Here is an 11,375-nt window from a genome sequence, read left to right on the forward strand (position 1 = left end):
GAGTCGTCGCGGAACAGGGCCTCCGTGCCCGGGGGCCGACACATTAGTCTGACGATCATGGCGGATTGGCGCGTTCGGACGGCTTCGGCGGCGGACGTCGAGGCGGTGGCCGAGTTGCGCGCCCTGGTGCTGCGGGCGGATCTGGAGCGGCTCGGGCGGTACGACGCGCGGCGGGTGCGGCAGCGGCTGCGGGACGGGTTCGTCCCGGCGCACACCCGGGTGATCGAGGTGGGCGGCGCGTTCGCCGGGTGCGTGTCGCTGCGGCCGGCCGAGGACGCCCACTGGCTGGAGCACTTCTATCTGGACCCGCGGGTGCAGGGCGGCGGCATCGGTACGGCCGTGCTGCGCGAGCTGCTGGAACGGTGCGACCGCGAGGGCACGCTGGTCCGGCTGAACGTGCTGCGGGGCAGTCCCGCCCGGCGGCTGTACGAACGGCACGGATTCGCCGTGGAGAGCGAGGATCCGGTGGACGTGTTCATGGTGCGCCCCGCACGGCCCACCGCCTACGCGCCGGGAGACAGGGGTGAGGAGGCCGAGCCGGCCCACCCCGAGGATTTCCCCGCCCGGCAGGCGGACCGGGGTGAGCAGTAGCGGGCGGGCGGTTACCGCAGGCCGTCGACGAAGGACTGCCAGGCACCGGCTCCGACGGTGACCACCGGGCCGGACGGGTTCTTGCTGTCGCGTACGGGGACGGCACCGGTGGCGCGGTTGTCGGCGACTTCGACGCAGTCGCCGCCCGGACGGCGTGGCCGCGTGTGCTTTCTGCTGCGGCCCGGCGGGGTGCGGGTGTAGGTCGCCGACGGGTGCCCGGAACTGCCGGTCCCGGCCGCGGAGGACCCGCTGGGCGAGGGCGGGCGGGGGCTCGTGATCGTCGCGGCGGTGGCCGATCGGTGGGGCGTCACGCCGTACCCGGACGGGCGGGGCAGGACGGTGTGGTTCGAGTGCGCCGGCAAGGCGGCTCCGTCGCATCCGGCCGGGCGAAACCGGGTTGTTTCCGGGTGAGTGATCGGCTTGGGTTCGTGGTCGTGACCGACTTGAGTGAACTCGTACGTCCCGACCGCTATCCGCGTTCCTCCCGCTACGACCCCGCGTGGCTGCTGGACCTCGACATGGGGCCCCATCCGCTGTGGCTGCTGGAGGATCTCGCCCGGGATCTGGAGCTGCGGCCGGGGATGCGGGTTCTCGACCTCGGGTCCGGGAAGGGCGCGACGGCGGTGTTCCTGGCCCGGGAGTACGGCGTCGAGGTCGTCGCGGCGGACTGGTGGATCGCGGCCGAGGAGGCGGCGGCCGTGTTCGCAGCGGTGGGGGTCGGGGACCGGGTGGAGGCCGTGCGGGCGGAGGCGCACGCGCTGCCGTTCGAGGAGGGGAGCCTCGACGCGATCGTCAGCGTCGACGCGTTCGAGTACTTCGGGACGGCGGACGGCTATCTGCCGTATCTCGTCCGATTCCTGCGGCCCGGGGGGCAGTTGGGTGTGGCGACGCCTGCTCTCACGCGGGAGGTGCGTGAGCTGGGGGCGATCCCGCCGCACATCAAGGAGGTGGTGGGCTGGGAGGCGATGGCCTGGCACACCGCCGAGTGGTGGCGTTTCCAGTGGGAGACCACCGAGCTGGTGGACGTCACCTCGGCGCGGCTGCAACCGGACGCCTGGCGGGACTGGCTGCTGTGGGCCAGGGCGGGGGCCGCGTACCGGAGCGCGGACGGCGCGGGTACGGACACCGCTCGCGCCGAGGGCGACCGGGCCGTCGTCGGCATGCTCACCGCCGACCACGGCGAGTACCTCTCCTTTGCCCTGCTCGCCGCGCGCAGGCGGTGAGCAGGGCACAGACCCCCGGGGCCGTAGCCACCCGGGGGGTCCGGTGAGGGGGCGGGCGGGCCGCGGCGGGGTCAGACGGCCTCGGTCACCGGGGCCTTCGCCGCAGCCGGGTCGCCGTCACCGTCGGCCGGGGCGTCGGCCGCCTTCGGGCCCGCGCCCTTGAGCGGGACCTCCTTCACGAAGACCGCCGCGACCAGCGCGAGGACGGCCACCGCGGCGCCCAGCAGGAACGCGGTGTGCGTGCCTGCGGACACCGCGTGCTGGTAGGCGTCGCGGATCCCGGCCGGCAGCGCCTTCAGCGCCTCCGCGGTGAGCGTCGCCGACTGCTCCGTCGCCTTGGCACCCGAGCCCGCGGCCCGCTCGGCCATGACGTCCTGGACGCGGTTGTTGAACAGTGCGCCCATGATCGCGACGCCGAAGGAGGAGCCGAGGGTGCGGAAGAGGGTGGTGGAGGAGGACGCGACGCCCATGTCCTTCATCTCCACGCTGTTCTGCGCCACCAGCATGGTGATCTGCATCAGGCAGCCCATGCCGAGACCGACGACGGCCATGTACAGGCCGGACGTGAAGCGGGTGGTGTCGGTGTCCATGGTGGACAGCAGGAACAGGCCGACCGTCATCAGCGCACCGCCCGCCACCGGGAAGATCTTGTAGCGGCCGGTGCTGGTGGTGACCCGCCCGGCGACCATCGACGTGACGAGCATCGCGCCCAGCATCGGCAGGAGCAGCAGCCCGGAGTTGGTGGCGGACGCGCCCTGCACCGACTGCTGGTACAGCGGCAGGAAGAGGGTGGCGCCGAACATCACGAAGCCGACGATGAAGCCGATGACGGACATCAGCGTGAAGTTGCGGCTGCGGAAGATGTGCAGCGGCAGGATCGGCTCGGCGGCCCTGGTCTGCCAGAACACGAACCCGACCAGCGCGGCGACGCCGATGCCGATCAGCTCCATGATCCGCGCGGAGGTCCAGGCGTACTCGGTGCCGCCCCAGGTGGTGACGAGCACGATGGCGGTGATGCCGACGGTCAGGAGCGCGGCGCCCGGATAGTCGATCCGCGCCTCGCTGCGCTTCTTCGGCAGGTGCAGTACGGCGCTGATGGCGATCAGCGCGATCACACCGAGCGGGATGTTGATGTAGAAGGACCAGCGCCAGCCCCAGTTGTCGGTGATGGTGCCGCCGACGAGCGGTCCGCCGATCATCGAGAGCGCCATGACACCGGCGATCATGCCCTGGTACTTGCCGCGCTCACGGGGCGGTATCAGGTCGCCGATGATCGCCATGACGCCGACCATCAGTCCGCCGGCGCCCAGGCCCTGGACGGCGCGGAAGCCGATGAGCTGGCCCATGTCCTGGGCCATGCCGCTGAGCGCCGAGCCGATCAGGAAGATCACGATGGACGTCATGAAGACGCCCTTGCGCCCGTACATGTCGCCGAACTTGCCCCACAGCGGGGTGGAGGCCGCGGTGGCGAGGGTGTAGGCGGTGACGACCCAGGACAGGTGCTCCAGGCCGCCCAGCTCGCCCACGATCGTCGGCATCGCGGTGCCGATGATCATGTTGTCGAGCATCGCGAGCATCATCGCGATCATGAGGGCGAGCAGGACGACCCGCACGCTCCTCGGCTGCTTTCCGGCGTCGGCCCCGGCCGCCGCGTCCGTTTTCTCGGCCATCTCTCCTACTCCCCCAGCTACCGCTGTGCCACTTGCCACTTACTTGCCGCCCGGCAAGCTGTCTACACTGGGAAAGGTAGGCGCGTAACTAGCCGGTCGTCAAGTAAGTTTTTCGGAAAGTGCGCGGGGCAGGAGGTGCGTAGGAGGATGGGCGGCACAATGAACGGCACCAAGCAGCAGCGACGCCGCGGGGACACCCGCCAGCGCATCCAGGACGTGGCCCTCGAGCTCTTCGCGGAGCAGGGGTACGAGAAGACCTCCCTGCGCGAGATCGCCGAGCGCCTGGACGTCACCAAGGCCGCGCTCTACTACCACTTCAAGACCAAGGAAGAGATCCTCGTCAGCATCTTCGAGGACCTCTCCCGGCCGCTGGAGCACCTGATCGACTGGGGGCGGGAGCAGCCGCACACGCTGGAGACGAAGCAGGAGATCATCCGCCGCTACAGCGAGGCGCTGGCCGGCGCGGCGCCGCTGTTCCGCTTCATGCAGGAGAACCAGGCGACGGTGCGGGACCTGCGCATCGGCGAGCTGTTCAAGCACCGGATGTTCGACCTGCGCGACATCCTCATTGACCCCGAGGCGGACCTGGTCGACCAGGTCCGCTGCATCAGCGCGCTGTTCACGCTGCACGCCGGGATGTTCGTGCTCCGGGACCTCGAAGGCGACCCCGAGGAACAGCGTGCTGCCGTTCTCGAGGTCGCCACCGATCTGGTCACCCAGGCCCACCGTGGAGCCACGGGCACGTAGGGGTGCCGTCACGGCACCCCCGGGCCCCGTCCGTCAGACGGTCACGCCCTTGGCGCGCAGGAAGGAGACCGGGTCCACGGCCGAGCCGTAGTTCGGGGTGGTGCGGATCTCGAAGTGCAGGTGCGGACCGCTGGAGTTGCCGGTGTTGCCGGACTTGGCGATCGACTGGCCCGTCTTCACGATCTGGCCGATCTTCACGTTGATCTTGGACAGGTGCGCGTACTGGGAGTACGTGCCGTTGCCGTGCTTGACGACGATGGCGTTGCCGTAGGCGGGGCCGTCACCGGCGCCGTTGCCGCCGGCCTTGACCACGGTGCCGCCGTGGGCGGCGACGACGTTGGTGCCGATCGGCACGGCGAAGTCCTGGCCGCTGTGCTTGTGCGCCCACATGCCGCCGTTCTGGGCGAAGCTGGCGCTCAGCTCGTACTTCTTGACCGGGTCGACCCAGGAGGCGGCCTTCTTCTTGGTGGCCGTCTTCTTGGCGGTGGTGGTCTTCTTGGCGCTCGCGGCGGCCTTCTCGGCCTTCGCCGCCTTGGCCTGCGCCGCGGCCTGGGCCTCTACGGCGCTCGCGGTGGCGGTGGTGCTGGAGGCCGCCGTGGTGCCGGTGGCGGCCGCGACCCCGGCTCCCAGTGCGACCGAGGCTCCCAGGCCTGCGGCCATCACCGCGGCGCGGGTGCGGATGGTCGTACGGGAAGAACGGGACGTGACACGCGGAAACATTCGAACCTCATGGGGACGGGTGCAGAGGAATGCCCACCGGCGGGACGCACAAGGCGCTCACCGGGCGGGCTCAACCTTGGTAACCCGGCGACCCCGAACCGCACAAAGGTGTGACCTACGACCCTATTTAGTACTTCAGAGTGAAACTTCATGACTCACGCCAGAGCGGCCATTTTGGACAAAACCAGCTCAGAGTCCCGGAAAGCCTCCCGCCGGGCACTCCGTTATGTCCGGTTTCGTGGTTCTTGTGGGCGCCACTATTCCCCGTAGTACACGGCAATCGGCCTGTGCGGCACATCACCGGCGGCCGTGATCGAAGAGCCGGTGAATGTGACGGGGGCTACTCCCGTCCCGGTTAACCCGCCCCCTGCACAAGGGGGTTCACCTAGGCTCGGAGCATGGTCGACGTCACAGCACTCGGGGCCCGTGTCGCGTCCAGCGCGGTCGCACCGCTCGTCCGCCGGCTCTTCGTACGGGACGGGCCGGGAGCGGGTCTGGTGGACCGGCCGGTGCGGATATCGGCGCTGGTGTCCTTCCGGGGCGAGCAGCGGAACGTCACGCCCAAGGACGTCGACAAGATCGCTTCGGAGCTGGTCCGCAGGGCGCTGACCTCGGCCGGACCCGGCGAGGAGCCCGTGGACGCCGCGGAGGCGGCGGTCGTCAAGGACGCCCTCGCCCGCACGCTCGCCCGGCTCGGCGAGATCACCGTCGAGGACTACGAGGCCGTCGGGCTCGGCCCCGAGCGGTTCGCCCGCGAGCTGGGCGCCGGCGTACCCCTGGCCCCGTACGGGCTCGGCGAGGGCGGCACGCTGCTGTACGAGCGGCTGCTGCACACCGCCTCGCTGCACATCCTGAACTTCCTCACCCAGCGCTCCACCTACGTCGCCCGGCAGCTGACCGTCCAGACGCAGCAGCTGTCCCGGCTGGTCCAGGCCGTCGACGTCCTGCTGGAACGGCTGCCGTCCCAGTCGGCCGAGGACGCCGGCTTCGAGGAGCGTTACGCGGACCACGTCGCCGCCCGGTACGGCACGCTCACCATCTACGGGCTGGACGCCGGGACCCGGGAGTGGCCGCTGGACACGGCGTACCTGAGCCTGGAGGCGACCCGGCCGCAGCACGGGCGGCAGCGCCCCGCGGGGGCCGGGCAGCTGCGCGTCTCCGCCGAGCAGGTGCTCGCCGGACACGACCAGGTGTTCCTGCGCGGCGTCGCCGGATCCGGCAAGACGACCCTCGTGCAGTGGCTCGCGGTGACGGCGGCCGGCCGCGTCTACGACCACGGGCTGACCCACCTCATCGGGCGGGTGCCGTTCGTGCTGCCGATGCGCCGGATCGTGCGGCCGGGCGCGGAGCTGCCGCTGCCCGGGGACTTCCTGAGGGCGGTCGGCGCGCCCGTCGCGGGAGAGCAGCCGCCCGGCTGGACCGAGCGCGTTCTGCGGGCCCGGCGCGGGGTACTGCTGATCGACGGCATCGACGAGATCGCGGACGACCGCCGGAGCGCCGTCCGCCGCTGGCTGCGCGAACTGGTGCGGACCTTCCCGGGGAACCTGTGGCTGGTCACCTCGCGCCCCTCGGCCGTACCGCGGGACTGGCTGGCCGCCGAGGGGTTCCACGAGCTGGACCTAGCCCCGATGGGACGTACGGAGGTCGACACGTTCATACGGCGCTGGCACCGCGCGGCCGGCGCCGAGGAAGCGGTCGGCGAGGCACTGCGGCGGTCCGTGCGGACCACCTCGGAACTGAACCGGCTGGCCACCAACCCCCTCATGTGCGGCATGCTGTGCGCCCTGCACCGCGACCGGCGCGGCTTCCTCCCGCAGGACCGCCGGTCCCTGTACGAGGCCGCCCTGACCATGCTCCTCGAACGCCGGGACCGCGAGCGCGAGCTGCACGCCCCCGCCGGGACCGCCCTGCCGTACGCCACCCAGGTGCAGCTGCTGCAGAAGCTGGCGTGGTGGCTGATCCGCAACGGCCGGGCGGAGATGGACCGGTCCGAGGCACTCCAGATCGTCGGCCGGGCCCTGCCCGCGCTGAACCTCGCGGGTGTCGACGACGAGGAGGTCTACGCCGCGCTGCTGCTGCGCTCCGGGCTGCTGCGCGAGCCCGCCGAGGGGCGGGTGGACTTCCTGCACCGCACCTTCCAGGACTATCTGGGCTCGCGGCTGGCCGTGCAGGAGATGGACTTCGACCTGCTGGTCGACCACGCCGACCGGGACGAGTGGGAGGACGTGATCCTGCTCGCCCTCGCTCACGCCCGGCCCAAGGAGGCGGAGCACATGCTGCGCCGGCTCACGGAGCCGGGCACCCCGCGCGGCTCACTGCTCGCCGCGGCCGGGCTGCGCTATGCGGCGGAGGTGGAGCCGGGCGTCCGCGAGCGGGTCGAGGAGGGGCTGGCGGCCCATGTCCCGCCGGCCGACCTGGCGGCGGCCCGGGAGGTGGCGCGGGCCGGGGGTGATCTGGTGCTGGGCATGCTGCCCGGCCCGGCCGGCATCGACGAGCGGACGGCGTACATGACCGTGCAGACCGCGATCGAGGTCGGCAGCGAGGCGGCGCTGCACTTTCTGCGCCGCTTCCGGGACCATCCGAGCGAGGACGTCCAGCGGGCCCTGGCCGCGGCCTGGGACCGCTTCGACCGGGCCCGGTACGCGCGGGAGATCCTCGCCCACCTGTCCTACCAGTCGTATCTCATGGTGACCACGCCCGAGGACCTCCGCATGCTCGGTGCGCTGGGCGGCTGGCAGCGCCTCATGATCCACGGCTCCTACCGGGTCGAGGACCTGACGGCCCTGATCGTGCCCGACCGGCTCACCCACCTGGCGCTCGACGCACCGCACCCGGTGGAGGGGCTGTCCTGGCTGTCGGCCTTCCCCCGCCTGTCATCCGTCTACGTGGGCACGGACGTGGACGGGTCGGTGGCCGGGCAGGTCCCGGCCTGGGTGGCGGAGTTCGAGACGCCGTCGTCCGCAGAGCGCAGCCACCTCGGGGAGTGACCCACCTTCATGGATGCCGTCGTCCGCACGCCCTCCCGTCTCGCCGCCCCGCTCGTCCACCGGCTCTTCCGCGACCCCGCCCGCCCACCGGTGTTCTCCGAACCGGTCCCCGGCCTCGTCTCCTGGCGCGGCGCCAGGGCCACGGCCACCCCGGACGACGTCCACCGCACCGCCGCCGACCTGGTGCACCTCGCCGCCGAGCGGCATGCCGCGCCCACCGCCGAACTGGCCCCGGTCGTCGACGTCCTGGCCCGCACCCTGCTCGCCATCGCCGAGGTCGACGTCACCGACGCCGACGCCGTACGACTGGGACCGCAGGACTACGCGCGGCGGCTGCGGGGCGCGGTACAGGGCGCCGACCGGGAGCTGTCGCCGGACGCGGCCTGGTTCCACGACGCGCTGCTTGTGTCGGTGTGCCTGCACGTCCTGCACCACCTGGTGCGGCGCTCCGCCTACCTCCAGCGGCAACTGCCGGGACGGGCGAGCCGGATCGCCCAGCTGGTCGACCTGGGCGACGCCGAGGCGGCGGCCCGGCATGCCGAACGGCCTCAGGAGGACGTGGCGTTCGAGGCCGAGTACGCCGAGTGGGTGGCCCGGCGGCACGGCTGGCTGACCATCGTCGGCGTGGACTTCCCCAACGCGCCCGACCGTTGGCCGCTGGAGGAGACGTACCTGAGCCTGGAGGCGGAGGAGCGCAGCGGCGGGGTGGGCGGAGCCGAGGACGAGCAGCGCACCGTGCTGCTCGCGGACCGTGCCCTGGAGGACCACGACCGGGTGCTGCTGCGCGGCGGTGCGGGTTCGGGCAAGACGACCCTGGTGCAGTGGCTGGCCGTGGCCGCCGCCCGGGAGGGCTCCCGGGTCCCCTTCGTGCTGCCGGTGCGGCGTTTCGCCCGCGAGGGCTTCCCGGCCCCGGACGACTTCCTGCACGCGGTCCGGCATCCGCTCGCCGACCGGGCTCCGGAGGGGTGGGTGGTGCGCACCCTGCTCGCGGGCCGGGCCCTGCTGCTGGTCGACGGCATCGACGAGGCGCCGGAGAAGACCCGCGGCGAGCTGCGCGACCGGCTCCGCCGGCTGCTGCGCGTCTTCTCCGGCAACGGCTGCCTGGTCACCTCCCGGCCCTCCGCCGTCTCCGAGGGCTGGCTGTCGGGCGGCGGACTGGCCGAGGAGGACTTCGTCGAGCTGTCCCTCACGCCCATGTCCCGCGACCAGGTGACGCGGTTCGTCCGGGACTGGCACTCGGCGGCCCGCCTCGACGAGCAGAGCCGCTCCCCCGGACCGCGGGAACGCGAGCGGGAGCGCAGCACGCTGGACGAGTACGAGCAGCGGCTGCTGCACTCCGTGCGGATCTACCGCGAGCTGCGCCAGCTCGCCACCAACCCCCTGATGTGCGGCCTGATATGCGCCCTCAACCGCGACCGGGCGGGCTCCCTGCCCAGCGGCCGCAAGGAGCTGTACGACGCCGCCCTGGAGATGCTGCTCCAGCGCCGCGACCCCGAACGGGACGTCCTGTACGCCGACGACGTGCGGCTCCAGCAGAGCACCAGGGAACGACTGTTGCAGAAGCTGGCCCACGCCATGCTGGAGGAGGACGCCTCCGAACTGACCCGGGAACGGGCGGTCGGCATCCTGGACGCCGCGCTGCCCGCGATGCCCGCCGCCCGCGCGCAGGGAGACGGCGCGAAGATCTTCCGGCATCTGCTGCACCGCACGGGCCTGCTGCGCGAACGGTCGGGCGAGTCGGTCGACTTCGTCCACCGCACCTTCCAGGACTACCTGGCCGCCAAGGAGATCGTGGCCCGCGGCCGCTTCCCCACGCTGGTGGACCACGCCCACCAGTCCGAGTGGGAGGAGGTCATCCGGATGGCCGCCGCCCACGCCCGCCCCGAGGAGTGCGCCCAGTTCCTGGAACGGCTGCTGGCGCCCGCACCGGGGCTGCGCCGCCCGCAGATCAACCACCGCAGACTGATGGCCGCGGCCTGCCTGGACCACGTCACCGAACTCGACCCGGCCGTCCAGCGCCTCGTCCACGACCGCACGAAGAACCTGGTGCGCCCGACCACGGAGCTGGCCGCCCGAGGGCTCGGCTGGGTCGGCCCCATCGTGCTCGAGCTGCTGCCCGACCCGGGCCAGGTGCCCGACGACCGGCAGGCCCTGCTGCTCGCCTGCACCGCGACCCGCGTCCAGGACGACGCGGCCATCGACTACCTGGTCCGGCTGCGCTCCCGCGCCGCCCTGCCGGTGCGCACCGAACTGGCCCGGGGCTGGCGGCACTTCGACACCGAGCGGTACGCCCAGGAGATCATCGCCCACCTGGACCCGGACGGCCTGTACTTCCCGGTCGCCGACACCGCCGAGCTGGCGGCCCTGCGCGAACTCGGCGGGCGGCCGCGCATCCAGGTGGCCGGGGTGATGCGGGCCGAGGAACTGCTGGCGGGACTGCTCCCCGACCAGCTGACCCACCTGTGGCTCAACGCGGAGCTGCCCGACACGGACGTCTCGTGGCTGTCCGGCCTGCCCCGGCTGCGGGTGCTGCGGGTCAATCCCCGCCTGCCGCGGGTACGGAACGTGCCGGACGGGGTGGAGATCACGGCGTAGGCATGGGCGCAGGCGTAGTCATGGGCGCGACCGCGCAGGTCGGACGGCTGACTACTGCTCAGTAACCCAATCGTTGCCGTCCGGCCACTTGCTGGGGCAAGCATGCACGCGACAACTTTGCCGTCAGGCATCCGCGCAGGCATGAGAGGACCCACCCCCCATGACCGACCAGAACGGACAGACCAGGCAGACCCGGCGCCGCACCTGGACGCGGGTCGCCGCGTCGTCCGCCGTCACCGTGGCGGCGCTCACCGCGACGGTCACGCCGTCCGTCGCCGCCCCCGCCGAGGCGCCCCGCACGGCGGCGCCCGCCGCGGCCGCCGCCGACGTCGGCTACGACACCTGGCAGCGGGACTGCCGGGCCGTCATGGACGCGGCGCTGCCGTACCTGAAGGAGCGGATCGCCGACTCCGCCCCCGGTGAGAAGCAGGCCGTCGTCCTCGACATCGACAACACCTCCCTGGAGACGGACTTCGGCTTCAGCTACCCCCAGCCCGCCAACCGGCCGGTCCTGGAGGTCGCCGAGTACGCCCAGGAGCACGGCGTCGCCCTGTTCTTCGTGACCGCCCGCCCCGGCATCATCGAGGCGCCCACCGAGTGGAACCTCGCCCACGCCGGGTACGAGTCCTCCGGGCTGTACGTGCGCGGCTTCCTGGACCTGTTCAAGGACGTGGCCGAGTACAAGACCGAACAGCGCGCCGAGATCGAGTCGAAGGGCTACACGATCATCGCGAACATCGGCAACAGTGCCACCGACCTGTCGGGCGGCCACGCCGAGAAGACGTTCAAGCTGCCGGACTACGACGGTCAGCTGTCCTGACGCCGGATAGGCTCCGGGGAGG

General features: G+C 72.0%; 9 protein-coding genes. 6 read left to right on the forward strand and 3 right to left on the reverse strand.

The features are described 5' to 3' along the window. Nucleotides 1–57: 57 nt before the first annotated feature. Entirely contained in the window at nucleotides 58–591 is a 534-nt protein-coding gene (locus C4J65_RS14040; RefSeq protein WP_240330419.1) for a GNAT family N-acetyltransferase, read from the forward strand. Nucleotides 592–602: 11 nt separating this feature from the next. Here C4J65_RS14040 and C4J65_RS36620 read toward each other — a convergent pair whose 3' ends face one another. Continuing rightward, nucleotides 603–953: a DUF397 domain-containing protein gene (locus C4J65_RS36620; protein WP_240330420.1), complete on the reverse strand. Its 351-nt coding sequence runs from the start codon at nucleotides 951–953 to the stop codon at nucleotides 603–605. Nucleotides 954–1,025: 72 nt separating this feature from the next. Here C4J65_RS36620 and C4J65_RS14055 point away from each other — a divergent pair, with 72 nt between their 5' ends. Further along, nucleotides 1,026–1,814, forward strand: a complete 789-nt coding sequence (locus tag C4J65_RS14055; RefSeq protein ID WP_205351009.1) for a methyltransferase domain-containing protein — start codon at nucleotides 1,026–1,028, stop codon at nucleotides 1,812–1,814. A gap of 71 nt (nucleotides 1,815–1,885) precedes the next feature. On the opposite strand, the gene C4J65_RS14060 is transcribed toward C4J65_RS14055, so the two are convergent. Further along, the gene (locus tag C4J65_RS14060; protein ID WP_115742729.1) at nucleotides 1,886–3,484 is read right to left on the reverse strand and encodes an MDR family MFS transporter; all 1,599 of its coding nucleotides are present in this window, start codon (nucleotides 3,482–3,484) and stop codon (nucleotides 1,886–1,888) included. A 147-nt stretch (nucleotides 3,485–3,631) separates the two neighbouring features. Between C4J65_RS14060 and C4J65_RS14065 the strand changes: the two genes are divergently transcribed. Further along, on the forward strand, nucleotides 3,632–4,231 hold the full coding sequence (locus C4J65_RS14065) for a TetR/AcrR family transcriptional regulator (protein WP_205351010.1): 600 nt from the start codon (nucleotides 3,632–3,634) through the stop codon (nucleotides 4,229–4,231). A 33-nt stretch (nucleotides 4,232–4,264) separates the two neighbouring features. Here C4J65_RS14065 and C4J65_RS14070 read toward each other — a convergent pair whose 3' ends face one another. Further along, nucleotides 4,265–4,951 carry a M23 family metallopeptidase gene (locus tag C4J65_RS14070; protein ID WP_115742731.1) on the reverse strand — a complete coding sequence of 229 codons (687 nt, stop codon included), beginning with the start codon at nucleotides 4,949–4,951 and terminating at the stop codon, nucleotides 4,265–4,267. 398 nt (nucleotides 4,952–5,349) lie between these two features. Between C4J65_RS14070 and C4J65_RS37045 the strand changes: the two genes are divergently transcribed. The 3 genes from C4J65_RS37045 to C4J65_RS14085 all read left to right on the forward strand — a co-directional run bounded on the left by C4J65_RS37045 (nucleotide 5,350) and on the right by C4J65_RS14085 (nucleotide 11,353). After that, nucleotides 5,350–7,938 carry an NACHT domain-containing protein gene (locus C4J65_RS37045; protein WP_115742732.1) on the forward strand — a complete coding sequence of 863 codons (2,589 nt, stop codon included), beginning with the start codon at nucleotides 5,350–5,352 and terminating at the stop codon, nucleotides 7,936–7,938. A 9-nt stretch (nucleotides 7,939–7,947) separates the two neighbouring features. Continuing rightward, on the forward strand, nucleotides 7,948–10,533 hold the full coding sequence (locus C4J65_RS14080) for an NACHT domain-containing protein (protein ID WP_115742733.1): 2,586 nt from the start codon (nucleotides 7,948–7,950) through the stop codon (nucleotides 10,531–10,533). A 160-nt stretch (nucleotides 10,534–10,693) separates the two neighbouring features. Beyond that, nucleotides 10,694–11,353 (forward strand): HAD family acid phosphatase, encoded by a 660-nt coding sequence (locus C4J65_RS14085; RefSeq protein ID WP_115742734.1) that lies wholly within the window; start codon nucleotides 10,694–10,696, stop codon nucleotides 11,351–11,353. The last annotated feature ends 22 nt before the right edge of the window (nucleotides 11,354–11,375 follow it).

It is taken from the genome of Streptomyces sp. CB09001, assembly GCF_003369795.1.
Classification (GTDB): domain Bacteria; phylum Actinomycetota; class Actinomycetes; order Streptomycetales; family Streptomycetaceae; genus Streptomyces.

What these genes read in the sequence shown, in the direction of transcription:
- C4J65_RS14040 (WP_240330419.1), top strand. Translation starts at nt 58, where the DNA reads ATGGCGGATTGGCGCGTTCGGACGGCTTCGGCGGCGGACGTCGAGGCG.
- C4J65_RS14060 (WP_115742729.1), bottom strand. Translation starts at nt 3,484, where the DNA reads ATGGCCGAGAAAACGGACGCGGCGGCCGGGGCCGACGCCGGAAAGCAG.
- C4J65_RS14065 (WP_205351010.1), top strand. Translation starts at nt 3,632, where the DNA reads ATGGGCGGCACAATGAACGGCACCAAGCAGCAGCGACGCCGCGGGGAC.
- C4J65_RS14070 (WP_115742731.1), bottom strand. Translation starts at nt 4,951, where the DNA reads ATGTTTCCGCGTGTCACGTCCCGTTCTTCCCGTACGACCATCCGCACC.
- C4J65_RS37045 (WP_115742732.1), top strand. Translation starts at nt 5,350, where the DNA reads ATGGTCGACGTCACAGCACTCGGGGCCCGTGTCGCGTCCAGCGCGGTC.
- C4J65_RS14080 (WP_115742733.1), top strand. Translation starts at nt 7,948, where the DNA reads ATGGATGCCGTCGTCCGCACGCCCTCCCGTCTCGCCGCCCCGCTCGTC.
- C4J65_RS14085 (WP_115742734.1), top strand. Translation starts at nt 10,694, where the DNA reads ATGACCGACCAGAACGGACAGACCAGGCAGACCCGGCGCCGCACCTGG.